Here is a 25,108-nt window from a genome sequence, read left to right as displayed (position 1 = left end):
TAACTAAGCTTTTGTTATATTGGTGATAGCTGTCAGGTTTGGGGTTAATGAATCTGGCAGCATTATTTCTCTTCTCTCTTTGCTAAACGGACAATCAAAAGCTAGTTTTACCGAACACAGCTGTAAGTTTACCTCTTCAAAATTACCCGTCCCGTGAAGTCTATCGCCGACCACAGGCAAATTAATACTGGCGGCATGTTTTCTTATTTGGTGCTTTCTACCTGTTTCAATATCGACATTTAACAAACTTAGGTTATGTTCAACAGCCGCTTGGTTTACAGTAAAGTGCGAAATTGCAGGCTTATCATCTATAGGCGTTGTTACTGTTTTTGGAGAGTCTTTTAGTAGTCCTTCAACGACAATTTGGTATTGCTTAGCGATATTGCGTTTTTCAAATAATGCCGATAACTTTTGTGCTGCGCTTTTACTGTGGGCTATAAGAATTAAACCAGAAGCAGCTCGATCGAGTCGATGAACGATAAACGCTGGGCGTTGCGGTGTTAACTGTTGTTCGCACCATCGAGTAATTGTGGTGTGATCGCTCCATTTTGAGCCTTGGCATAACATGCCATAGGGTTTATACATGACACTGTATTGATCAAAACCAGCAATAAGCTGCGCATCAGAGCACTGCTGACTCAATACTTGCTGGTCATAATACAAGTAGAGTTTGTCACCACTATTTAGTACTTTTTTTAGTCGTCTAAGTCTTAGCGGTTTTCTTTGGTTATTTGGCTGAACCCACAAAGCCCCTTTATTCACTGCGTCCTTTGCTTGCTGTAACGAAATAAAATTCTGCGTAGATATCATTTCAGCAAGGCAGTCTCTAACCGTTTGACCTGATGTCGGCACTAGATATTCAAAGGTTGTTTTTAACATAGACGTTTTCTACTAAATGAAATGGAAGTAACAATATTCACTGCTTTTTTTTGTTAAAGCCGCTAGACTATGGGCATTCTAAGCATTGAGATATAAAAATGGAACGAGATTTTTCTTTATTTCCTGATGATGCCCACGGCAACGGCTTGTGGGAAATGTTACTTTCTGGCGACGATTTAGCTCAGACACGCGAAATCCAGTTTTCAGTGATTTTTGCGAGCAAAGACCAAGCGCTTAAATTTGGTCAATTATTATTAGAAAACAATCAAAAGTTATCTTTTTGTCCGTATCCTGAGAATGAACAATTTCCATGGGAAATAACCGCTTATCCTGAAATGAGTGCCAGTTACGACAACATCACCGCCTATATTGGCTTATTGGAAAGTAGTGCAGAGCATTTTCAAGGATTGTTTGATGGTTGGTATAGCCCAACCACCTAAACGAGTAACAAATTAGGAAAGTGTGGTGGATAAAGATTTAATTAAGCAACTCAATAAAAAATTTAGTGATAGTTTTGCCAATCAGAAGCAATTTATAAAGAAAGTTCTCGCGGGAAAGGTAACGCAGTGTCCGCAGTGTCATCAGCCGATTAACATAGTGATGGATGATAAATCGGGCGCTGGGAAAATAAAGTGTGCTAAGCAGTGTACTGATGTGGAGTTAGAGTTAAGTTAACCCGGTCGGTCGATTAAATCTAACTCCATTAATATCGTTACTGATAGTCCGTTGAAATAAGAGCTCTATAAAAACGTAGAAATCTCATCGATAGATTTTTTCACTAAAGCATGATGCGGTACCGTAGCGTCTTCTGCAGGGTAGCCGGCAATAAGCAGCATATAAGCGCGATCATTTTCAGGGCGATTACACACCTTGCTTAGAAAAGACATAGGCTTTGGTGTGTGGGTTAAGGTAACTAGACCACTCGAGTGTAACGCATTAATTAAAAAGCCTGTCGCTATACCTACAGATTCATGCACATAGTAGTTGGTGTTTTTATCTTCTGCGTGAATGCCGCCTTTCTTTTGACTAAAAATTGCAATTAACCATGGCGCAGACTCAAGATACGGTTTATCGGCGTCGGTACCTAACGGCTTTAGTGCATCTAGCCACTCTTCACCGGCGCGACCTGCATAGAAGCTACGCTCATGTCCTTCAGCTTGTTCTCTTACTTGTTTTTTAACTTCAGGATCGCTAATAGCAACAAAATGCCATGGCTGATGGTTAGCACCACTCGGAGCAGTCCCGGCTGCTTTAATGCAGTTTTCGATTATTTCTTTCGGAACAGGCTTATCACTAAACTGGCGAATAGTATGCCTACGTTTTATATCTTGATAAAATGCTTCTGAACGTTTTAGCATTTCATCTTGTGAGTATTCAATATAGTCCGTTAGCGGGCTGGCATCATGTTGCTGCATAGTTTGTTATCTTTTTTGTTGCTGTTGACTCTAGCTTAACGAGTTAAAAATATATTGCAAGTGCAACATATTAATTCGAGTGAATACAGCGAAACTGTTCACAAACAATTGGCATATCCTGTTGTGGGATCAAGTTAAAAGGGGCGAGTTCTCGATGATAATACGCCCAATGTACTTTTTGCCAATAAGCCAAAGATTGGTCACCTTCTCCCTCTATTTTTGCGTATTCAGCCGTGATTTTGTTGTAGGGAACGATATCAACTTTAGTCGTTTCGATGATGGCCACTGGGTTTGCATACCAATCGGTAACTAAATTTAAGTCGCCTATCTTAGGAACAGGCTCTTTACTTGCTTTATGCCACCATAAGGAAGAGGAAGTGGCTTGTTTTATCCCGTTTACCACCAACTGTGCACAATCATTGGCGTCAAATTCGTTATCGCAAAAATACCAAGCATCCAATACCTGTCGTTCCTCTCCTGCAACTTCATAAAAAGCGTTGAGAAACTGAGTTTGAGCAGAAGTGAATGCCATAAATGATTAACCTATGATAGATCTAATGCAGATAGCTTTTGTTGACGATCGTACAAGACAATACTGCCCGCAACTGCAACGTTTAAAGAAAACTCACCCGGCAACTTGATCACATCGTGACATTGCTCGGTAATATGAGAAGGTAAACCAGATTGCTCGTTTCCTAATAAATATACCGCACGATCAGGGTGTTGATAGTGCCCAATTTCGATCGAGCGTTCGCCCATTTCTACGGCAACAAGCTTGGTAGAGTAGGGCAGGTTTGCTTTCATTTCTTCAAATGATTGGTAATGATACAGCGGAATTTTAGTCCAAGCTGTTGCCACATCTGCGCCACAGGGTTTGTATCGTTTATCAATGGTAAAAATAAAGCTGGCACCCATAATGTAGGCAGAGCGCCATAAAGTGCCAATATTTTCTTGGCTAATATTGTTCATAATACCAATACCAAAAAAACCAAAGTCTTTTTCAATTCGTTTTACGCGTGCCATTAGGTACTACTTATTTCCTCATGAGTTAAAAGTAAATTGAATTACGTTTTGTCTGACCAAACAGCCCATTCATTGCCGCTAGGATCAGTAAAATGAAAGCGTCTTCCACCGGGAAAACTGAAAATATCTTTAACTATTGTACCACCTGCAGGCGCAATTTTAGCTAGAGTCGCCTCTAGTTCATCACTATAAATAACGACTAAAACACTGCCGGTCGCAGTGGTGGCAATTTGCTCTGATTGATAAAAGCCGCCGTCAATTCCACCGTCAATAATAGCACTATACTCTGGGCCGTAATCTTGAAATTGCCATGAAAATACTTGAGTAAAGAAAGCTTTTGTTTCACTTAAAGCCGTGGCAGGTAGTTCAACATAGTTTATTTTGTCGTGATTAGACATGAATGTTCCTTGATCTTTATCTAAATTATTATTCTAAAAAGCTTTTTGATAGTTTTGACTATTCAAAAGTCATAGGCGTAATTTCTTGTAGAGAAGTACTATGGCTAATCACGAGCTTAGATTCAAGTCGAGCGATTAATTTCGATCCTGTTGCAGTAGATATGGGTGTGATAGCAACTCTTTTGTAAGGGAATTATCAGAAAAAGTTGCTACTTACCGATCTGATGTTTATTATAGGTTGCTACTAAAAGTGTAGCGCCCTATCTTTAAGGTAAAGCGCTCATTAAATTTATTCTACAGGGAATTTTTATGAATATTCCATTGCCAGGAACGCCTGTTCGCGGCTCAGAAACGGGGAAACCCATCATGGCGATTATTGATTTGCTAGGCCGAACGTGGGCTTTAGGCATTCTTTGGCAACTTAATAAACGCAGTTTAACTTTTCGAAGCTTGCAAGAAGCATGTGATGGTATATCGCCAACATTGGCGAATACTCGATTAAAAGAACTGATGGCGTGTTGTCTTGTAGAAAAAGGAGGCCAAGGCTATCAGTTAACTGAACAAGGTAAGTCGCTAGTCACTATTTTTGTGCAATTAGGCCCATGGTCGCAAGATTGGTCGAGTGAGTTAGCGAAGCAAGGAGTGATAAACAATGATTAGTTTACCATTTTCCCAAATGCCGCTAGAGCGCAGTGCAGATAAGCGAAAATCTGCGCTTTGGATTGAGCAACAATCCTCATCAGCCAGCACTGAATATGTGCTTCATTATCGTGGCAAATTTGCTTTTTGTTCTCAGTTTAATTTAATCACCATTAGTGCTGAACTACAGAAAAAAAGTGAACATTTAACTAAGCATATTTATCTTGGTGAAGATGAAAATATCAGTTTATTTGTTATCGACGTCAGCCATTTACAAGAGTCTATTTTAGCCTCAGAGCTAGAAAACATTGTTAACAAAGAACAACAATTGCAGTGGTTAGACGTTCGAACAAGTGCTGATAAGGTGCTTCCAGATTGGTTGCCCATTTTAGGCTTTGCTAAGCAACTTTGCCATTGGCATCGTTCACATCAACATTGTGGTTACTGTGGCAGCCCTTTAGCTGATGAAGAAGGAGGACATGCAAAAAAATGCACGAATATCAGTTGCCAGCAGCTGGTTTTTCCACGTACCGATCCTGTTGTTATTATGTTAGTTGAGCATACAGATAGCCAAGGTGTAAGGCGCTGTTTGCTGGCTGGACATCAACGAACAGGAGGGCAGGTTGTATCGACTTTAGCGGGGTTTGTGGATCCGGGAGAGTCGCTAGAAGAGGCCGTTGTTCGAGAAATCTATGAAGAAGCTGGTCTAAAAGCAACGTCGTTATCTTATGTTTGTTCTCAACCTTGGCCCTTTCCTGCATCGATTATGGTTGGGTTTCGCGTGCAAGTATCAAATAGTACTTTGTGTATCGATGAGAATGAATTAACCCATGCTAAGTGGTGTACCCGTGAAGAAGTGCTGTCGTTCGACGATTGGGGTGACGATGGAGATAACACACAAATACCAAGCAAATTATCTATTGCTCGGTATTTAATTGATAGCTGGTGTGAAGAGGTAAAAACGTAAAGGCGATAGCGAAATGGTCTGTGCTATTATCCTGCTAAAAGTGCGTAGCCAATGACAAATAGTGCGTGAGGGAATGCAACAGTAGGAGCGAACGCATGTTTAAGGTATTGCCCAAATAAGCCTACAATGCCTGGTTTATTGGCTAAAAATTGGCTGTGATGTTGAAAAGCTAATTGTTGGTTATTGTCGTTTCCAGCTATCGCTTTTTCTAACGTGACAATGCGGCTTTGCACTCTAGATTGAAAGGTTCTCCAAATTGCTTCTTGTAACCAAATAAGGGCAAACACAATACACGCCATTATAGGAGGTGCATTATTTACTAGCGCAATTGCTAACAAGATGAAGCCAAATACTTTCAGATATAGAGCGTGGCGCTCGTAGTCATGGTACTGGCTTTGTAATAGTTGCCATTCAGCGGCAAAAGGTGAAGAGCTTTCCATTGAATAGGTTCCTTGGTTTATTCCTTTTTATTTTGCTCTCTATGTTAAGGGGTGTGGCTATCTAAGTCACTAGCAACTTAATGATAAGTTTATCAAATTATCCGGTTACTCTACTTATCATTGAAGCAGAATTAAAAACACAATGAATAATGATTAACGCCCATAAGTTACGACCAAAACAGACATAAGCGATGCCCATCGCTAATCCAATAAGCGCAACTGTGATCGAACGCTCCGATATATCATAACTATGACGAAAGCCAAAAATTAATGCTTGTGTTATCACCGCAAATACCGTGGCAGCAATTGGGTGGCTAATGAGCTTTTCAAGCCAAGTGATTAGAAAGGCTCTGTCTAACAGCTCTTCTAAGGCAGATTGTAATAATACGAAAGGCATTATGATGAAAAACAATCCCCAGTTTTGATAAAGGTCGCCAAATTTACTGGGTGCATTAGTATTTGACTGATCTGGTGCCAATTCCCATCCTAACCCACTGGAAATCATTTTAAAGAAAATTATTGAACCAATGGCACACGCCGGAATAAAAGCTAAGGCAAAGATAAATTGTTTTTTATCGGTAGGGAAAGTTAAGCCTAAGTCTTTCCAGCGAATGTTTCTTGCAGACATACGCCAAGTAGCAACAGCTAAAGTGGTTAGCGACCAAAATAAGCCATTAGCTATAAAGGGCAGGGATTCAAAGTAAATTTCTCGGATAAGAAACATTACCGATAGATAAATGAGTAAATCGAGTGCAAAGCCAAGTCGGTTATTGGTGGAAATATCCATATCTCTTTTTCAAAGGTTTTAAATGACGAATGAGTTTTCTTAATTTTGAAAGTGGTTTCACAACCGCTATTGTTTAGCTTACCTTGGTTTGAATGAAAAATATACAGGGCGTGGTAGAGTTGAAAAAGCCTCGAATGCTCCCTTGGGATAGAGCAAACGAGGCTTTTATTTTAGCTAATACTTGTTGTGTTTAACTAATTAAACACTTTTAGTCTTGCTATCTGTACGCTTAGAATTTACCGCGAATACCGACAGTGTAACGTGGACCTGTTTCAATAACAGATAACGTTTGGTTCGTGTATTCTGCATTCTTAATGTATAGCTCGTTAGTCACGTTGATACCTTCGAAAAATACAGTGTAGTTATCATTAACATCGTAACTCGCGCTCACGTCTACTTGGTGGTAATCATCGACGTAGTGACCATCACGCCATGATAGAGGCTTAGATTGCATAAAGCGATCACGATTGTTGTAAGCTACACGGAACTGGAAGGCGTCTTTTTCATAGAACAAGATAAAGTTCTGCGAATCACCTAAACCAATCAGCGGTAGTTTTACATCAGATTCGGCATCTTCTGAAGACTCACTGTCAACAAAGGTCATGTTGGCAATCACACCTAAACCATCAAATGGAGCAGGTAAAGACGTAAACATGTGCTGAACCGCAAGTTCGATACCATCAATTTTAGTGCTGTGAGAGTTAACAGGACGATAAATGTCGAACTGGTAAGTACCGCTCGGTACGGTTACCGTCTCTTCTGTAACCCCTGAATCTAAGTAACCATCTACGTCTTTATTAAAGCCAGCAATAGCAGCGTAACTGCCTTCTTGATAGTACCACTCTAACGCATAATCAATGTTAGTTGATTCAAATGGCATAAGTTTAGGGTTAGCGCCACTGCCTGTAAGCTTGTCAATTTCACCTTGGCTATATGATGTTACGGGCTTAAGTTCAGTTAGCTCAGGTCGAGTGATACTTTCTGACCAAGCTAAACGAAACACCAATTCATCTGTGATTTCTAACTTACCATTGATGCTAGGTAACAAGTTATCGTAGCTGTTTCCAACTTCGACAACGGTAAAGTCATCGCTGTAAATAGGACGAACAGAAGGCTCTTTACCTTCATCTTGGAAAGGCTCAAGGTCTAATAACGCTTTTTGTTGACCAGTAGACGTACTTTCTGTTTCAACATAACGCAAGCCAGCTTGGATTGCCCAAGGCATATCACCAACTTCACCTTCGAAGAAAGCGTCGATATAAATAGACATCAACTCTTCATTGACTTCATATGCTTCTGGATCTGCAACCATGTTGAAGCCACCGTTGCGTGCAATGATATCACGAACCACATCTGGATCGTCTAACATGTCTACTACAGCGTCACTTGTCAAATACGCGAATATCTGATCTGAGTTGAACGTTGGCCAAAACTCCGTTGCATTACCTGAACCGCCTGATAGGAAGCCGTCAGCATTATAAATTGATAAAAATTCTGCTGGAATTTCGATACGCTCACTATTGTCACCATATATCCAAGGCATTGGACGTTCCGTTTCATGGAACGTAGAACCTAGCGTTCGATCAGAGTAATGTGCACCAAAGCCAACTTTTACTAAAGGTCCTTTCTCGATAACGTATTCATTATCAATTCTTACTTCTAATACTTCATCTTCAACCGCTGTACCTTGTAAAGAAGCCCAACCTTGGAATAAAGTCTCACCTTCTTTAAATGGGTCAAACGTCATCGTAGGAATTAGGTCGCCTGATGATCTGTCGTAGGTGTATTCGCCTGGGCGACCTAGTACAACATCAGACCAGCCCTGACCAGGATCGTGTTCAGCTTTTGATGCTGCGATATCTGCAACTAAAGTCCAGTCGCGGTTAATTTTCCAATCAAAGTTTAAACCAACTGCGTAAAGTTCATTTTTTGCATCTGATTGACGAACTAACGTTTCAATTGCAGAGTTAACGAAATGGCCTTTAACAACGGTATTATTTTCATCTAAAACAGGGTTTCTAATATTGCTAGTAGTAAACCACATAGGGAAAACATCTTGGCGATACTCAACATCTAATGATGAATAAAGGGCATCTGCAGTAATAGTTAAATCATCGTGTGGTTTGTATTGTAAAACTAATGTTCCGCTTAAACGATCACGAGTTTCTGTTTGTGCGATTTGGTCGTAGTTTTGCGGAAAGTAAACTTCACCGTAATCAACGCCATCTAGTTCATTGGTAGATTTCCAGTAGTAAGCTGTATTTGCTTCATCATAACGACTTTCACGTTGGTAGTAAGAGAAAGAGCCTAAAACACCCAATTTACCATCGTCAGTAACGTTACTGATTAAACCTGAAAACTGTGGCTTAGTTTTGCCGGTCATTTCATCGTAAAGTGCTTTGGCTGAACCTACTGCTCGAAAACCGTCAAAATCCATTGGTTTGAAAGTACTGATATCTACTGTTGCACCGATAGCACCTTCTTGTAACGATGCTGACTGTGTCTTGTGAACTTCAGCACCATTGATTAATTCAGAGGCTAAAATGTCAAAGCTAAATGCACGACCACCACTGGTCGTTGCTAACGTACGGCCATTCATAAGAACAGAGGTAAATTCTGGGCCCATACCACGAACAGTGATCAATTGGCCTTCACCGCCGCTTCTGTCAATTGAAACACCTGTAATACGTTGCAGGGATTCGGCAACGTTTTGATCAGGGAACTTACCAATATCTTCTGCAGTGATGGCATCAACGATATTGCCGGCGTCTTGTTTTACGCCCATAGAGGTGATTAAACTACTACGGATACCTGATACGGTAATGACTTCTGTTTCGTCGTCTTTGGCTTTCTTTTCTTCTGCATCTTGTGCAAGAACTGCGGGTGCTAGACCTAAATTCAACATCAACAATGAAGATAGATAGCTGAGTTTAAAAGGCTTTCTTGTTTTCATGTGTATTCCTTAGTGACCTGTTATTCGTTGTTCGAATTACACGATTATTTTTTATAATATGGTCGTATAATAAATACTATATTATTTATAGTATAAATGTGATGTTAGTATAAATACGATGTAAATGTAAACGTTTAACCTAAAGTATTTTCTGTAATAGATGTAACAAAGTGAAAGAGCCAGCATGGTATCTGGCTTTTGAGGATAAAAACTATTTTGAAAAATTACGGAGGAGGTTAAGCCTTTAATAACTAAACGTTATTAAAGGCTTGTAGCTAAATTCTTAGCGTTTATAAGTTTAGGTACGTGTTGAAGTGAGTTGTTGAGCATTTCGATATTCTTTGCCCAACGATGTTTAAATGCTGACATGGCAGGATCCGTCGAGCTTTTTGCTAATTCACTTTGCTTAATTACGTGCAGACCGTTTACTTTCACCGAAGATTTATCGTTTAAAGTAATATCTAAAGATACAGGCTCTAACAATGCATTAGCTAATAAATCTTCTGTTAATGCGATGTGTTCGTTGCTGGCACAGGGCTTTGTTAAATAGTCTTTTTCATCAACTTCAGCATTATCTATTAAGAAGTCATGCTTATCTAACCCTACTAAAGCAATACATGAAAACCCGTTTGGTTCTTTTTTAAAAAACAAAGGGAGTTTATGCTGTAGGGAGTTAAGTTGAGTAAAATCAACGTATCGCCAGTTTGAACAGGTGTCAGTGGCTAAATTAACGACTTTGTGTGGATTCTTCTTGTAAATAGACTCTAAATACTCTCTATTACTCGGTAACAGCGGTGGTACTTTGGTTAAGCGCTGCTTAACCTTTGCGATAGCTTCTTGAGCTAGTGTTGTTTCTCTTTCTTTGTTTCCTATACTATTGTCATAGGTTGTAAAGCCCATACCATACAAAATGTATTGATAACTGGCAGCAGGAAACAAATCATAGGGGCTTAAAAAACCGTTATTAACCGGTGCTTGGTAGCGCCATAAAGTAAGTAAATTTGTTAACGATTCAGGAATAGATTCTGGTGCTTTATTGTCTCGCCAAAATGCAGTGTCTTCACGTTTACTTAGCATGTAATGAAGCTTTAAAAAGTCGATGATTCGTTGCCAACGAAAGGTCATATTGTCGTTAAAATGATCAGCGACCACATCCATGGCTTGACGGTGTGCGGGCAATTGCAGAGCGATGGTTTTTGCGGCGGTTTCTATCATCACTAACGCTGACGCTTCTAATGGCTCGAGAAAGCCGGCCGACATGCCAACGGCAACACAGTTTTTATACCAAAACTTTTCCCTATATCCTGGGTTTATATCAATTTCTCTAAAGGTAAATCGCTCTGGGTTGTCCACAGATTTTGCTAAATAGTCGACTAATTCTTGTTTAGCTGTTGCTGCATCGATATGGCGTGAACTATACACGTGACCAACACCTCTTCGTGTCGGCAGGCCGATATCCCAAATCCAGCCGGCAGATTGAGCTGTCGATAAAGTTGCTGACTCTATATCTTGATTCGGGTCATTGTACGGAACTTGAACGGCGATTGCTTTATCGACAAACAAGATGTGATCTTGCTTTACCAGTGGAATATTAAAATGTTTACCGATAAGCAGTGCTGCACCACCGGTACAGTCGATAAACAGGTCACCGATAAGCTCTCCACTGTTTTTAGTGACTAAGTGTTTAATGTCGCCGTTATCATCATTTTCTATTTGAATAACGTCATCTCTTATATGCTGCACACCCAGTTTCTCAGTGCAGTGCCTTGTTAATAGTTGGGTAAATTTTCCTGCGTCCAAATGGTAACCATGATTTTCAACCATTTCGTAGTCATTCATGCGTTCTTGTTTTGGCGCTTTTTTTAAATCGCATAAATGCGCTTGCAGGCTAATTGTGTGAGCAAAAGATTGATCGCTGGTTTGTTTGTGCCAGCTTGGTACGCAGTTAACTTTGTCGAAATCTTGTGGCATTGAAAAGGGGTGGTAGTAACTATCATCGTTTTCACCGGTTACCCATTGACAAAACTTCGAAGCTTGCTTGAAAGACGCATCGCATTGCTGAAGAAAATCTAGTTCGCTAATACCTAATTGCTGCAGGGTGTTTACCATGGTAGGCCAAGTACCTTCGCCTACGCCAATAGTAGGAATAGACGGGGATTCAATGAGCGAAACTGAAATAGGGGAGTTATTATTTACATGCTTTGCCGCGATGAGCCCAGCGGTTATCCAGCCAGCAGTACCACCACCAACAACTACGATAGACGTGATATTTCCACTTTCGTCCATATTTATTACCTCACCATCTCAATATTAATAGTATATATACTATAAAACTAACTGGGCGACTAGAGGAAGGTATCGCAATGATTTGTTTATTTAGGTTTAAGATTGTTTATTTTGTTGAGTTGATTAAGGCTCTTTTGGTGGCACATTGCTCAAGCTCACATACGGCAATGTAGTGAAATTTCTTGCTTTTAGGGCGGGAACGGCAATCTTGTTGAGAGCCTTGTGCGTGTCGCTCCCATAAAATTAGTTTTTGCATATAGTTCCCATTTACCGAAGATAGCGTGCACTTTTTGTTTTCCACTAAAGCGCAGTCGTTATGCTGCTGGCAAGCAAACCAAGCAGCAGTTGGCCTTTCAAGGGCGCTGTGTTCTATTTTAATAGGGTCGACTTCAATAGGTAAGATAGATGCGCAACCGAGTAATAAGGAAAATAATACGATTTGGCAAAAAATATAGGGTTTCAACGAATTCAATAACAACTAACAGCATTTGGTGGCGCGCAATATATTGAACTTTGATGACAAAAATATGAAATGAAAAAAGAGAAGCCTAGACAAACGCTTCTCTTTTTCTTGCGGGTTGAGTTAAAAAATCAAGTTATACACAAACCCTGCGGATATCGCCATGGTAATAATCACAGTGACAAATGCGAAGATTAGTTGCTTTTTAAACATAGACTTTAACAAGATAACTTCTGTTAAACTTGCACCCGCACTACCGATTATTAATGCCATTACCGCACCCAAACTCATACCTTTTGCCGCTAGTGCAGCAGATAATGGAATAACAGCTTCAGCTCGAATATAAAGTGGTATGCCAATCACTGCAGCAACAATAATAGCAAAAGGGTTATCATCGCTAGCGTACTTTGCCACTAACTCTGTGGGCATGTACCCATAGATGAAGGCACCAATAGCTATACCGACAAATAAGTAAGGAAATACCTTTTTAAAGTCTTGCCAGGTTGAACGCCAAACTTTACGCCAGTTACTCATTTCTTGTTGAGAACATCCGGTATTACCTGAACAATTATTACTTTTTACTGGAGCGAGTGCTTCAGGCTTGATAAAACGTTCAAAGCCGAATCTTTCTAAAAGTATCCCTGCAATAACAGATACCGACATTGCAATAAGAAAGTAAAATAACGCCACTTGCCAACTGAAAGTAACGGCGAACAAACCGATAATAATTGGGTTAAGTAAGGGACTAGCGAATAAAAACACCATCATGGTGCCAAAGCCGGCGTTAGCTCTGAGTAACCCTTTTAAAAATGGTATCGTTGAGCATGAGCAAAAAGGGGTAATAGCACCTAAAAAGCCAGCGGTTAAATAACCTTTTCCTTTTTTATCGCTCAAAATAGATTGAATTTTTTCTTTGGGTAGTTTTTCCTGCAGCATACCTACACCAAAACTTATCAGTAAAAAGAGCAGTGTTAACTCTGCTAATAAAAAGGCAAACATATTTAATGTGTCATAAAGCATAATAATTTCCAAAACTATATTTCTAGAATATTCGAAATATAAGGCAGTGAGGTTCACAAATCAAGATATTTCTAGTAATATCGAAATATAAAGTGAAATTTTGTATTAAACGAGGCTTTCATGGAGATTGAATTCATTGCAAAGGCGCTAAAAGAGTTAGGACATACCACGCGTTTGTCTATTTATCGTATGGTGATCAGAGCAGGAAAGTCAGGCATTGCTGTTGGTGATATCCAAGAAGCGTTAAAGGTACCTGGTTCAACCCTGTCCCATCACATTAGCAGTTTAGTCTCGGCAAACCTTGTTCTTCAGCGCAGAGAAGGTCGCACTTTGTTTTGTATTGCCCAATATGAACAACTCGAAAGAGTTATCGGTTTCTTACAAGATGAGTGCTGTATAGATGAGCAAAAATAAGCCTTGTAGCTTGATTGTCTAAATTTTATTCATAATTCGTTACATTTAGCTTCTGAGCAAAATTTGCCCTAAGTGTATTGGTGAGGTATAACACTATATAGGTATTACAGTGAGGAAAGCTAATGGTAAACCAGTGGCAACAAGATAAGCCTATTTACTTGCAACTCTATCAACAGGTCATTGCAAGAATTATAGACGGCTTTATTCAAGAAGAAGAAGCTTTGCCTTCTGTTCGCAAGGTTGCGGCAGAATATCAGCTAAACCCGTTAACCGTGTCAAAGGCATATCAAATGTTACAAGATGAACAGATCGTAGAAAAGCAAAGAGGCAAGGGGCTATTTGTCTTAACCGGTGTTAAGGAAAAGGTTTTAGCCAAAGAGCGGGAGCAGTTTTTAACTGAGCAGTGGCCGCAAGTTCTCACACAAATAAATCGGTTGCAACTGGACGTAGAAACTCTATTCGCAGCACAGGCGTCGAAGTAGGAGGGGCAATGGAACCATTAATTACGATCAATAATGTCAATAAATCTTACGGTGACCAGCAAGTACTAAATGATGTGAGTTTGCAGGTTTATCCTGGACAAATTCTAGGCTTAGTCGGTCCAAATGGTGCGGGAAAATCAACCTGTCTTCAGGCCATGTTAGGGTTAACGGATTATCAAGGCGATATTCAAGTGCTTGAACACTCACCTCATAAAGACCGCACCAAAATGCTGGAAGATGTTGCTTATATTGCAGATGTCGCCGTGCTACCTAAATGGATCAGAGCTAAACAGTTAGTCGACTACATGGAGTCTATTCATCCAAAGTTTAATAAAGACAAAGCCCTGCATTTTATTAATAAAACAAACGTTCGTTTAAACGCTAAGGTTAAGTCTTTATCAAAAGGTATGGTGGCTCAATTACACCTAGCATTAATGCTAGCCATAGATGCAAAAGTGCTAGTACTAGATGAGCCAACGCTTGGCTTGGACATTTTAACCCGTCGCCAATTCTACCAGCATTTACTTGATGAATTTTATGATGAAAGTAAGTGCATTATTGTGACGACTCACCAAATCGAAGAAATCGAACATATTCTTACCGACGTTGCTTTTATTCAACAAGGTAAAATTGTGCTTGCAGAAAGCACAGAAGAAATTATGTCGCGCTTTAAACTAGTGACTGTCGCCAACGAGCAATTAGAAAACGCCAGTAAACTAAACCCTATTTATCAAAACAGTTTAATGGGGCTTACGTCGATGTTGTTTGATCAAGTACCTAGTCAGCAGCTTGCGGATCTAGGGCAAGTTACGTCTCCGTCTTTAGCGGATGTATTTGTTGGCATGATGACTAAGGAGTCTTACTAATGAACTTAACTCCACATATCGCAAACATTAAAAAAGAATTTTGGGAATATAAGGGTATTTTAACGATACTTCCCATTTTAGTTGTTGCGGTTACGGTACTGTTTCCGGCAATTAACTTAATGCTAGGTAATATAGTGCATCATAACCTTGAATTGGGCTTAAAGAACTTAGAGGCTATGCAACATACAGAACAAATTGGGCTATTTGTCGTCGGCATGCTGGGCGTTATTTTTATGCCGTTCGCGATTACTGCATTTTTTGTTCAACTCTACTATTTTGTCGCTTGTTTGTTTGATGAAAAGCGAGACTTGTCTGCCGTATTTTGGCGTTCATTGCCTGTATCAGATACACATTCGGTACTTTATAAGTTAGTGTTTGGTGCTTTTGTCATTCCAGCGGTATTTTTCTTAGTGGCGACAGGTGTCGTTATCATAGGCTTGATACTGGCCACTATCGGCATGGGGGTTATCTCATCGAGTTACGATATCTCGCTATGGGGTATCTTGTGGTCTGGCGATTGGATATCAAATATCTTGATTGTATGGCTTAATATTATTCCGTTTGCCTTATGGATGTTGCCATTGTTTGCATGGTTAATGCTCGCTTCTATTTTTGCGAATAAAGCGCCATTTTTATGGGCTATATTACCAGTAGCATTGGTGTTAATGGTGGAAGCGTTTATTACCAGCTACCTGCACCTACCTGAACCATTTTTTGGCTCTATGTTGAGTGACTACTTTAACTTTACCCATACAGACAATGTAAATATTCGAACAGAATTAGCAAATGGCAGTAAAATGGCTATTTGGAGTGCTCTGGCGGATAAAGTTAGCGTTATAGCGCTTATACTTTCTGGGGCGATGCTATATTCGGCAATGTGGTTACGTAAAAATCGTAATTAACAATTGTTTTTCAAAGCTATAAGAAAGAGCACCTTAGCTGCTATGATACATTTATATCTTAATCAGCTAGGTGCTTTTGACCTTATTAATTATTGGAGCAAACTTTGATAGCTGGTTGATTGCGACTGTCTTCATGTTTTAGGTAATACTTAATTTTTATATAGGGTTAAATGTACTCTATCTCTTTTAACGATCAGTTAATTCGGATGCACCTTTAACTATCGTCCTGTTCTCCTCTCAAATGCGATACTAATAATTAATTTAGTTTTACATCCTGACTTCTGTTGTACGTCAATAACTCAATCCTTTGATGAATATTTTCTTTAAAAATAGAGTGTTTTATTTTTATTATTTTTAAATATAATAAAAAGGTAAGTGATTATGGTTATCATTTGCGTTAAATTCTTATAAGGAAATATAATGAAAAAAATAATATGTGTCGTCCTGACACTTCTATCTTGTTCTACCTATGCACAAATGCCTGTCTTTCACGGTATTTTTACTTTACTAGAAACAAACAAAAGCGGGGTAGATGTCGTATCGTTTAGAACAGGTCAAGACATTATGAATGAGTCTTGGGGATTTGTTAGTTATTATTATGATGATGGAAGGCAGTACATTCATAATGGTGCTAATGGGTTACCGCCAAGTTTAGTTTATCCTTCATCTTACACTACCGGTTTAGTTATTCTCGGTAATGACAATGTTCTAGATCGCCCTGTTATATTTGTTGAAGGGTACGATCAAAGTGCACAAGTCGATTTCTCTTCGCTGTGGCAGCAACGATCAGATTTTCGCGATTTAGTGAATAGTGTTAGAAGTACAGGTCGTGACTTTATTTATATCAATTGGGCTGAAGGGTCATACTCATTAGAAAGACTAGAAGACTTTTTGTCGCCTATGTTGAGCCATATTAATCGCACCAACCTTAATGTAGGTAGTAATGCTGTCATTGGTTTTAGTATGGGCGGGGTTGTAAGCCGCATGACTTTAGCCAATATGGAAAAAATAGGTGTTGACCACAATACAAGTTTGTTTGTTTCATATGATGCTCCTCAACGTGGTGCAAACATACCTGCAAGTGTTATTAATACAGTAGATGCAATTGAACATAAAACAGATAGTAGTTTGTGTGGTTTAGTGTCTGAATGCCGTGCTGCGAGAAGAGAGCTTCAGAATGCTCAAAAAGAGTGGAAGTCAAGCCAGGCCAAACAAATGTTAGTGACAGGGGCTAATTCTAGTAGCTTTTACGGTAAGCTTTCAGCGCTAGGTTACCCTAATAACCTAAGGAAGGTAGCGTTCGCTAATGGAAGCGGCAATGGTATTAAACCTAGCTATATTAATAGCGAAAATAAAAAGGTAATGTCTTTTGTGGTTGATTATAATACCTTGCTTCAAGGAAGTAACAAGTCATACAATATTTACGCTCAATCGATGGGCAATAATTATCGATCTTTTTTCCCGTATAGCTCCACCAATTTTGATCGCGCCCCAGGTAGCTATTATAACGCTTTTGATCAGCTGAGAACTGTAGTTGATAGTAATAGCAGAATTAATAAAACGTATGATTCTGGTGTTGCTCTTCACACCTTTATTCCAACTGTAAGTGCTCTAGATTTGAATACAGATAACTTAAACAGCCAAGCGCATAATTATTTGTCGCCTTTCGATAAAATTTATCATGCAGGTAATGCCAATCGAAGCCATAGCGATTTGTCAGGTCATAAGTCGGCATTGATAAATGAAATAAATTTGTATCACCATTAAATAAATAGAATTAAACAGGGAGCAGCTCCCAATTTTTCAATACCAAAGCTCACTCCTCTGACAATAGCGGGTGAGCTTTTTTATTGAAGAAAATACATAAGGAACGGTCGTAGTATGGACTTGAAATACTACTGCCACAGGGTCTCTAAATAAGTTAAACAAACTGCCATTGCCGCCATATAAAAACTTGCACTAACCAAATACGCGCCTAATGAAATTATCCAAGAAGCATTAAACATCGTTTTAAATGCAGCCAACGGATAGTAAAGAAGATAGATAATTAATGGGTACTTGAGCCAGACCAGAAATTCCACACTCGATTGATAGTGGAACGCTGGCAAAATTACCATTAGTGACAGGTACAAGAAAGCGTGTAAGTGTAGGGCAAAGACTAAGTGAAATATAAAATAGAACTTTCTAAACAGCGCTTTGGTGATAATAGCGAAAACAGGTACCAATACGAACATGAGTTTAGGAATTTGCTCTAGCATGCCCGCTGGAAATAGCAGAAAAGCAACTTGAATCGTATTTTCCTGCGTCGCATTGGTTTTTATTAAAGACAGTACTAAGAAAAACAGTAAGCTAATGATCAGGTACATTCTTAGTGGTGGCGAATAACTAACGCGTTTGCCTTGTGAAAAATGCTTAGACAATTCACCAGGTGAACGTAAAAGCAACTTTAATGTACGACCTAATCTGCCATCAATATCTAAGGTTTCGTGAAAAAACTGTTTAATGGTTTTAATAAAAGATTGATGGTAATTAACGGTTGCCTGTCCACATGAGCTGCAAAAGCGATTGTTTTTGGTTATTTTGTTGTGACAGTTTAAACAGCTATCCATATTGCTAAGCATTCCTATGCTTTGGGTAAATTCAAGATGAAAGTTGGAAATTTGGTTAATTAAATTGATCTTGATAATAAATAAAAAACCCGACGACTTGTCGGGTTTTTATATTTACTTGCAGCTAATTAACCAATAAATTTGCGGGCGTTGCGGAACATGCGAACCCAAGGAGAGTCCTCACCCCAGCTATCTGGGTGCCATGAGTTGGCAACAGTTCTAAATACACGCTCTGGGTGAGGCATCATAATCGTTACACGGCCATCGTTGGTTGTTAGAGACGTAATACCGTCTGGTGAACCATTTGGGTTAGCAGGGTAAGTTTCTGTTACTTCACCGTAGTTGTTTACATAGCGCATGGCTACTGTGCCTGAGTCGTTTGCTGCGCCAATAGCGTCTTCGCTAGCAAACTCCGTGCGACCTTCACCGTGAGATACCGCGATTGGCATGCGTGAGCCTTCCATGCCTTTGAAGAAAATTGACGGGCTTTCTTGAATCTCAACTAGTGAGAAACGCGCTTCAAAACGCTCAGAGCGGTTTTGAACAAAGCGTGGCCAGTGTTCAGAACCTGGGATGATCTCTTTCAAGTTAGAAAGCATCTGACAACCGTTACATACACCTAACGAGAAAGTGTCTTCACGGTGGAAGAATGTTTTGAACATTTCACGTGCTTTGGCGTTGAATAAGATTGATTTTGCCCAACCTTCACCAGCACCTAGTACGTCACCGTATGAGAAACCACCACAAGCAACTAAGCCGTTAAAATCTGCTAGGTCAACACGACCTTCTAAAACGTCTGACATGTGAACGTCGATTGCTTTAAAGCCAGCACGATCAAATGCCGCAGCCATTTCAACGTGAGAGTTAACACCTTGCTCACGTAAAATAGCCACTTTAGGGTTAGCGCCAGATTGTGCGTCTTTTGCAATTAAGTCAGCAACAACGTCTTCGCTAATGTCGTAAGTTAATTCAACGTTTAGACCTGGATCTTCTGTGTCGAATTTAACATCGAATTCTTGCTGAGCACATTCAGGGTTGTCACGCATCGCTTGCATCTTAAGCGTTGTTTCTGCCCAAACTGTACGGAAGTAAGTGCGAGAGTTTTCAAGTACAGTCTCACCGTTACGAGTAAAGCGAATAGTGTCTTCATTGTTAATGCGACCAATATCGGTACATAGGTCTAACACGCCGTGTTGTTCTAACACTGCGTGAATGTGATCAACGTCTTGCTCACGAATTTGAATAACGGCACCTAGCTCTTCGTTAAATAGGGTACTTAAGTCATCGCCTTCTAGGTTAGTCAGGTCGATATCTACACCTGTGTGACCCGCAAATGCCATTTCCACTACAGAGGTGAATAAACCACCGTCACTGCGGTCGTGATAAGCAACTAATTTCTCTTCAGCAACTAACTGCTGAATGGCATTGAAGAAGCCTTTAAGTATTTCTGGGCTATCAACGTCAGGCGTTTCTTTACCAAGTTGCTTGTAAACTTGTGCGATACAAGAGCCACCTAAACGGTTTTTACCGCCAGATAAGTCAATAGCAACAATGCGCGTGTCGCCTTGGTCTGAACGTAATTCAGGTGTTACTGTTTTACGTACATCTTCAACACGACCAAATGCTGTAATAACTAGTGAAAGCGGCGCTGTTACTGCTTTTTCTTCACCGTTATCTTCCCACTTGGTTTTCATCGACATAGAGTCTTTACCAACTGGAATTGTTAAGCCAAGTGCTGGACATAGCTCTTCACCAACGGCTTTAACTGCTTCGTATAAACCAGCGTCTTCACCTGGGTGACCCGCTGCAGCCATCCAGTTAGCAGAAAGCTTGATGCGGTTTAAATCACCAATGTCAGCAGAAGCAATGTTTGTTAATGATTCAGCTACGGCTAAACGAGCTGATGCACCATAGTTAAGTAATGCCACAGGTGTACGCTCACCCATCGACATTGCTTCACCGTGGTATGAATCTAATGATGCCGTTGTTACTGCACAATCAGCTACAGGTACTTGCCAAGGGCCAACCATTTGATCGCGAGCAACCATGCCCGTTACTGAGCGGTCACCGATGGTGATAAGGAAAGTTTTCTCAGCGATAGTTGGTAAACGTAAAATGCGGTCTGCTGCTTCTGCAATATCAACACCAGCAAAGCTTAACTCTGCACCTGTTTCTGTTTTGCTTTCAACATCACGGTGCATTTTAGGTGCTTTACCTAAAAGTACGTCTAACGGTAAGTCGATTGGCGTGGCTAATTTTTCGTTATCAGCAAAGTGCTCATCAGTTAACGTTAGGTGTTCTTCTTCGGTTGCTTTACCAACAACAGCGAAAAGTGCACGTTCACGCTTACAGATTTCTTCGAAAATTGGTAATTGCTCGTCGTTTACCGCAAGAACGTAACGTTCTTGAGATTCGTTACACCAGATTTCTAACGGTGACATGCTGCGCTCGTCGTTTGGTACGTTGCGAAGCTCAAAGTTACCGCCACGGCCGCCATCTGAAACAAGTTCAGGAAAGGCGTTAGATAAACCACCAGCACCAACATCGTGGATGAATAAGATTGGGTTATCATCACCTAATTGCCAACAACGGTCGATGACTTCCTGACAACGACGTTCCATCTCTGGATTTTCACGTTGTACTGAAGCAAAATCTAAGTCTTCCGCAGATTGACCTGAAGCCATTGAAGAAGCTGCACCGCCACCAAGGCCGATGTTCATTGCAGGGCCACCTAACACAATTAAGTTAGCACCAACGTTAATTTCACCTTTTTGTACGTGTTCGCCACGGATGTTTCCTAAACCACCTGCAAGCATAATTGGCTTGTGGTATCCGCGAATTTCTTCACCGTTAAACGAGTTAACTTCTTCTTCATAGGTACGGAAGTAACCTAAAATGTTTGGACGACCAAATTCGTTATTAAATGCAGCGCCACCTAATGGACCTTCCATCATAATGTCTAACGCTGAAACGATGCGATTTGGCTTACCGAAGTTTGTTTCCCAAGGCTGCTCGAAACCTGGAATGCGAAGGTTTGAAACTGAGAAACCAACTAGACCTGCTTTTGGCTTTGAACCAATACCTGTCGCACCTTCGTCACGAATCTCACCACCTGAGCCAGTAGAAGCTCCAGGGAATGGAGAAATAGCCGTTGGGTGGTTATGCGTTTCAACCTTCATTAGAATATGGATATCTTCGTGGTTGTAACCATATTCTTTTGATTCTGGGTTAGGGAAGAAACGACCGCCTTCTGAACCTACCATAACTGCTGCGTTATCTTTGTAGGCACTCAATACGAAATCTGAGTTAGTTTCGTGCGTGTTCTTAATCATTTTAAATAATGATTTTGGCTGTGCTTCACCGTCGATTGTCCAATCGGCGTTAAAAATCTTGTGACGACAATGCTCTGAATTCGCTTGAGCGAACATGTATAGTTCGATGTCGTGCGGGTTACGGCCTAAGCGTGTGAAGTTTTCAACTAAGTAATCGATTTCATCTTCTGCTAAAGCTAAACCTAAATCGATGTTTGCTTTTGCGAGCGCAGGGCGACCGCCTGCTAAAATATCAACAGATGACAATTCACCTGGTTCAGCCGTTGCAAATAAGCTTGATGCTTGGTCAAAAGCGGTAAATACCACTTCCATCATACGGTCGTGAATTAAGCTGTTAACTTGTTTTGTTTGTTCTTCAGTTAGTGCGTCGCTTTCAACGTAGTATGCTAAACCACGTTCTAAACGCACTACTTTGTCTAAACCACAGTTATGAGCAATATCTGTTGATTTAGAGGACCAAGGTGAAATCGTACCCGGGCGAGGCGTAACTAAGTGCAAAGTGCCTGCTGGCTCATGCTCTTCAATGGTTGGGCCATAAGTTAATAATTTCGCTAACACATCTGCTTCTTGCTCGTTAAGCTCTGTAGTTAAGTGAGCAAAATGAGTATATTCAGCATAAATATCAGTAACAGGAAGGCCTAGTTCAGCACACTGATTAAGCAGTTTTTTTACACGGAAATCAGATAACGCTGGAGCGCCACGAAGAGTTTGAATCAACATCGCCATATTATGTATTCACCAAAGGTTGGATTTATAGGAATAAAAATCGCGCGTATTATAGTGGAAATGGTATGCAATGATAAGTAAAAAAACACTTATCTTTTGTCGAAATGAAAAAAAGTACTTTGATTAAAAATAAAAGCACGCCACAATGGAAGGTATGAAAGCTTTCCAATTGAAATCGTTAATAAATCGCTGTCGTGCCGTCCTGAGCTTTGTGTTCGTGGCGCTCATCGTAAGTGGTTGCTACCAACGCGCTGAACAAACCTCGCTAGAGCGTATTCTAGAACGTGGTTACATTAATGTTGGTACTCAGTACGGGTTGACAAGCTATTATATCGGCGCGGAAGGTGAAACAGGCTTTGAATACGAACTAGCGAAAAAATACGCAGATTACCTAGGCGTAGATCTTCGTATTGTGGCCAGTTACAGCATTAAAGAGCTATTTACACATTTAGAGACTGGCGATGTCGATATTCTAGCAGCTGGTTTAACCATTACAGAAAAAAGATTACAGCGCTTTAACTTTTCTCCTAGTTATAACCAGATCAGTCAAAAACTGGTCTTTAAACAAGGAAAGGTTAGACCAAGAGAAGTCGAAGATCTTTCTGGCACCTTAATGGTAGCGGCTGATTCTAGTCATGTAGAAAACCTAGAACTTCTAAAAAAAGAAGTACCTGAGCTTACTTGGCAAGAAACTAAAGAGCTAGATGCCGAAGAGCTACTCATTAAAATTCTCGATGAAGAAATTGATTACAGTATTATCGATAGCCACACTTTAGCCGTTAGCCGCCGCTATTACCCTGAGATTAGTATCGGTTTTACTATTCGTAAGCCGCAAAGCTTGGGCTGGGCACTAAGTAAAAAAGCAGACGATGCACTATACGCGAGTGTTGTAGAATTTTTTGGAAAAATACATCACAACGGCACATTATTGGCATTGGACGATAAACATTTTGGTCATGTCGAACAGTTTAATTACGTAGATACGCGTACATTTATCAAGGCAGTTGAAAAAACGCTGCCTAAGTATCAACCTTTATTTGAAAAGTACGGTCAAGACATAGACTGGCGTTTACTAGCCGCGATTAGTTATCAAGAATCCCATTGGAACCCGAGAGCTCGCTCGCATACCGGAGTGCGAGGTATGATGATGTTAACTTTGCCTACTGCTCGGCAAATGGGCATTAAAAGTCGTATTGATGCAGAGCAAAGTATTCGAGGTGGTGCTAAGTACTTTAAGCAAATGTTTGATCGCATGCCAGATCGTATCCCTGAGCCTGATAGACTTTGGTTTGCACTTGCTTCTTACAATGTTGGGCTAGGGCACTTACATGACGCAAGAAATATAACCCGAAAGCAAGGTGGAGACCCTGATCGCTGGGTTGACGTTAAAAAACGTTTGCCATTGCTCAAGCAAAAGAAGTACTACAAATTTACCAAGTATGGCTATGCTAGGGGTGATGAGCCGGTTAATTACGTAGATAATATTCGACGTTATTACGATACCTTGACCTGGTTAGACGATAAACAACGCAGTCAAGCTGAGGAACAGTCTAAAAAAGAGGTATTAACGTCTGATCATCTAGCTGAACAAGTCTTGTCAGAGAACGAGCCCTAGGTTAATATATTTGACCAGTTGGTAGGTTTTGTCACAATCCCTTACATTTAATGGCTTTACGCTGTCATTAAACTGTCATATAGATTAAGGATAATCGCAATATTCACTAATTGTGCTAGGCTTATTTAAGTGAGCACGTAAAAATTCAAGTGAATGGAAAATAGTAATTAAGGAGCAGTAACATGCAAAGAACGAAAAAGCTGTCTCATTCAGCACAACGTAAAAGACTTATGCATCGTCATAAACTAAAAGTAAATGGTCGTCGCTTAAATCATTTCATGCAAGAAAACCAAGACGCACCAAGCCATGTCAGTAGTGTAAGTTAATCTTATTCTACTGACGATATTACCTGAAATTTATCTCACCTATTCTTTCAACATATAAAGCATGTCTTTACCTATCGGATCTCCAGGGTAAGGTGACTCTTTAAACCCCATCTTTTGATAAGCGTTTACCGCAACCTTGTTGTCTTTATAAACAAAAAGAGAACTTGCCGGAACCTTTAGCTGTTCAGTCCCGTTGGCTATCAGTTGCTCAATCAGCGGCTTTGCTAGGCCTTTTCCACGGAATTTAGGTGATATGACTAAGCGAGCTAAGTGGCATTTTTGTATGCGTAAATAAAACTGTCCAAAACCAAGCAGTTGTTTATTTTCACCATAAAGCCCAAAGCTAAATAGCTCAGAGGTCAATATTTGTGGGGCTAGGTCATGTTCGCTACAAGGCAGTTTCAAATTTGGACCCGCCCAAGTTTTTAGCTCTTCGTCACTATTAAACCAAGTATATAGTTCGCCAATATCAGCGCTGTTAAAAGGAATTAAGCTTGTTTTCACGTTTTGTACTTCGATATGTAGACATTTTGTTACACAAATGTCGCAATGTCGTGCTGTAGAATTAA

Annotated in this window: 25 protein-coding genes; 11 read left to right on the top strand and 14 right to left on the bottom strand. The window is 40.2% G+C overall.

From position 1 onward, the window contains the following. Window positions 1-3: 3 nt before the first annotated feature. Window positions 4-879, bottom strand: a complete 876-nt coding sequence (locus ACOB80_RS14155) for an RluA family pseudouridine synthase (RefSeq protein WP_473166501.1) — start codon at window positions 877-879, stop codon at window positions 4-6. A 98-nt stretch (window positions 880-977) separates the two neighbouring features. On the opposite strand from ACOB80_RS14155, the gene ACOB80_RS14150 reads away from it, so the two are divergent. Both ACOB80_RS14150 and ACOB80_RS14145 read left to right on the top strand, forming a co-directional pair. Beyond that, complete coding sequence (locus ACOB80_RS14150; RefSeq protein WP_473166500.1) at window positions 978-1,319, top strand: ribonuclease E inhibitor RraB; 342 nt, start codon at window positions 978-980, stop codon at window positions 1,317-1,319. A 25-nt stretch (window positions 1,320-1,344) separates the two neighbouring features. Further along, window positions 1,345-1,554, top strand: coding sequence for a hypothetical protein (locus tag ACOB80_RS14145; RefSeq protein ID WP_473166499.1), 210 nt, complete (start codon window positions 1,345-1,347; stop codon window positions 1,552-1,554). 65 nt (window positions 1,555-1,619) lie between these two features. Here ACOB80_RS14145 and ACOB80_RS14140 read toward each other — a convergent pair whose 3' ends face one another. The 4 genes from ACOB80_RS14140 to ACOB80_RS14125 form a co-directional block, all read right to left on the bottom strand. Then, the gene (locus ACOB80_RS14140) at window positions 1,620-2,294 is read right to left on the bottom strand and encodes a nitroreductase family protein (protein ID WP_473166498.1); all 675 of its coding nucleotides are present in this window, start codon (window positions 2,292-2,294) and stop codon (window positions 1,620-1,622) included. Between the two features lie 70 nt (window positions 2,295-2,364). After that, complete coding sequence (locus tag ACOB80_RS14135) at window positions 2,365-2,826, bottom strand: ASCH domain-containing protein (RefSeq protein WP_473166497.1); 462 nt, start codon at window positions 2,824-2,826, stop codon at window positions 2,365-2,367. 11 nt (window positions 2,827-2,837) lie between these two features. Then, window positions 2,838-3,317, bottom strand: coding sequence for an RNA methyltransferase (locus tag ACOB80_RS14130; RefSeq protein ID WP_473166496.1), 480 nt, complete (start codon window positions 3,315-3,317; stop codon window positions 2,838-2,840). Window positions 3,318-3,358: 41 nt separating this feature from the next. Further along, window positions 3,359-3,715, bottom strand: a complete 357-nt coding sequence (locus ACOB80_RS14125) for a VOC family protein (protein ID WP_473166495.1) — start codon at window positions 3,713-3,715, stop codon at window positions 3,359-3,361. A 309-nt stretch (window positions 3,716-4,024) separates the two neighbouring features. On the opposite strand from ACOB80_RS14125, the gene ACOB80_RS14120 reads away from it, so the two are divergent. Together ACOB80_RS14120 and nudC are read left to right on the top strand one after the other, a co-directional pair. Next, window positions 4,025-4,375, top strand: coding sequence for a winged helix-turn-helix transcriptional regulator (locus ACOB80_RS14120; RefSeq protein ID WP_473166494.1), 351 nt, complete (start codon window positions 4,025-4,027; stop codon window positions 4,373-4,375). Continuing rightward, window positions 4,368-5,321: an NAD(+) diphosphatase gene (gene nudC / locus ACOB80_RS14115; RefSeq protein ID WP_473166493.1), complete on the top strand. Its 954-nt coding sequence runs from the start codon at window positions 4,368-4,370 to the stop codon at window positions 5,319-5,321. The genes ACOB80_RS14120 and nudC overlap by 8 nt, the downstream gene beginning before the upstream one ends. Window positions 5,322-5,347: 26 nt before the next feature. On the opposite strand, the gene ACOB80_RS14110 is transcribed toward nudC, so the two are convergent. The 6 genes from ACOB80_RS14110 to ACOB80_RS14085 all read right to left on the bottom strand — a co-directional run bounded on the left by ACOB80_RS14110 (window position 5,348) and on the right by ACOB80_RS14085 (window position 13,267). Further along, window positions 5,348-5,761: a hypothetical protein gene (locus ACOB80_RS14110; RefSeq protein WP_473166492.1), complete on the bottom strand. Its 414-nt coding sequence runs from the start codon at window positions 5,759-5,761 to the stop codon at window positions 5,348-5,350. Window positions 5,762-5,858: 97 nt separating this feature from the next. Further along, entirely contained in the window at window positions 5,859-6,548 is a 690-nt protein-coding gene (locus tag ACOB80_RS14105) for a CPBP family intramembrane glutamic endopeptidase (RefSeq protein WP_473166491.1), read from the bottom strand. Between the two features lie 229 nt (window positions 6,549-6,777). Continuing rightward, complete coding sequence (locus tag ACOB80_RS14100) at window positions 6,778-9,501, bottom strand: TonB-dependent receptor (RefSeq protein ID WP_473166490.1); 2,724 nt, start codon at window positions 9,499-9,501, stop codon at window positions 6,778-6,780. Between the two features lie 261 nt (window positions 9,502-9,762). Then, window positions 9,763-11,787, bottom strand: coding sequence for a tryptophan halogenase family protein (locus ACOB80_RS14095; RefSeq protein ID WP_473166489.1), 2,025 nt, complete (start codon window positions 11,785-11,787; stop codon window positions 9,763-9,765). Between the two features lie 106 nt (window positions 11,788-11,893). Next, window positions 11,894-12,250 (bottom strand): hypothetical protein, encoded by a 357-nt coding sequence (locus ACOB80_RS14090; protein WP_473166488.1) that lies wholly within the window; start codon window positions 12,248-12,250, stop codon window positions 11,894-11,896. Between the two features lie 120 nt (window positions 12,251-12,370). Further along, window positions 12,371-13,267: a permease gene (locus ACOB80_RS14085; protein WP_473166487.1), complete on the bottom strand. Its 897-nt coding sequence runs from the start codon at window positions 13,265-13,267 to the stop codon at window positions 12,371-12,373. A gap of 120 nt (window positions 13,268-13,387) precedes the next feature. On the opposite strand from ACOB80_RS14085, the gene ACOB80_RS14080 reads away from it, so the two are divergent. From ACOB80_RS14080 to ACOB80_RS14060, 5 genes are all read left to right on the top strand, one after another. Continuing rightward, window positions 13,388-13,681 (top strand): ArsR/SmtB family transcription factor, encoded by a 294-nt coding sequence (locus ACOB80_RS14080; RefSeq protein ID WP_473166486.1) that lies wholly within the window; start codon window positions 13,388-13,390, stop codon window positions 13,679-13,681. A gap of 122 nt (window positions 13,682-13,803) precedes the next feature. Beyond that, window positions 13,804-14,163, top strand: coding sequence for a GntR family transcriptional regulator (locus ACOB80_RS14075; RefSeq protein ID WP_473166485.1), 360 nt, complete (start codon window positions 13,804-13,806; stop codon window positions 14,161-14,163). A gap of 8 nt (window positions 14,164-14,171) precedes the next feature. After that, window positions 14,172-15,029 carry an ABC transporter ATP-binding protein gene (locus tag ACOB80_RS14070; RefSeq protein WP_473166484.1) on the top strand — a complete coding sequence of 286 codons (858 nt, stop codon included), beginning with the start codon at window positions 14,172-14,174 and terminating at the stop codon, window positions 15,027-15,029. Beyond that, entirely contained in the window at window positions 15,029-15,931 is a 903-nt protein-coding gene (locus ACOB80_RS14065) for a hypothetical protein (protein WP_473166483.1), read from the top strand. Before ACOB80_RS14070 ends, ACOB80_RS14065 begins: the two co-directional genes overlap by 1 nt. Before the next feature lie 420 nt (window positions 15,932-16,351). Further along, a complete protein-coding gene (locus ACOB80_RS14060; protein WP_473166482.1) occupies window positions 16,352-17,698 on the top strand; it encodes a lipase family protein in 1,347 nt (448 codons plus the stop codon). A gap of 128 nt (window positions 17,699-17,826) precedes the next feature. Here the strand turns inward: ACOB80_RS14060 and ACOB80_RS14055 are convergent, their stop codons facing one another. Together ACOB80_RS14055 and purL are read right to left on the bottom strand one after the other, a co-directional pair. Beyond that, window positions 17,827-18,540, bottom strand: coding sequence for a DUF3667 domain-containing protein (locus tag ACOB80_RS14055; protein ID WP_473166481.1), 714 nt, complete (start codon window positions 18,538-18,540; stop codon window positions 17,827-17,829). 128 nt (window positions 18,541-18,668) lie between these two features. Next, complete coding sequence (gene purL / locus ACOB80_RS14050; RefSeq protein WP_502321925.1) at window positions 18,669-22,592, bottom strand: phosphoribosylformylglycinamidine synthase; 3,924 nt, start codon at window positions 22,590-22,592, stop codon at window positions 18,669-18,671. A 160-nt stretch (window positions 22,593-22,752) separates the two neighbouring features. Here purL and mltF point away from each other — a divergent pair, with 160 nt between their 5' ends. Next, entirely contained in the window at window positions 22,753-24,213 is a 1,461-nt protein-coding gene (gene mltF, locus ACOB80_RS14045) for a membrane-bound lytic murein transglycosylase MltF (protein ID WP_473166657.1), read from the top strand. Between the two features lie 182 nt (window positions 24,214-24,395). Continuing rightward, on the top strand, window positions 24,396-24,539 hold the full coding sequence (locus ACOB80_RS14040) for a hypothetical protein (protein ID WP_473166479.1): 144 nt from the start codon (window positions 24,396-24,398) through the stop codon (window positions 24,537-24,539). 39 nt (window positions 24,540-24,578) lie between these two features. Here ACOB80_RS14040 and ACOB80_RS14035 read toward each other — a convergent pair whose 3' ends face one another. Further along, window positions 24,579-25,043, bottom strand: a complete 465-nt coding sequence (locus ACOB80_RS14035) for a GNAT family N-acetyltransferase (protein ID WP_473166478.1) — start codon at window positions 25,041-25,043, stop codon at window positions 24,579-24,581. Window positions 25,044-25,108 lie beyond the last annotated feature (65 nt).

The sequence above is a fragment of the Thalassotalea coralli genome (assembly GCF_055786205.1).
The sequence above is the reverse complement of the archived record's forward strand: the minus strand, read 5'-3'. Positions and strand labels throughout refer to the sequence as shown.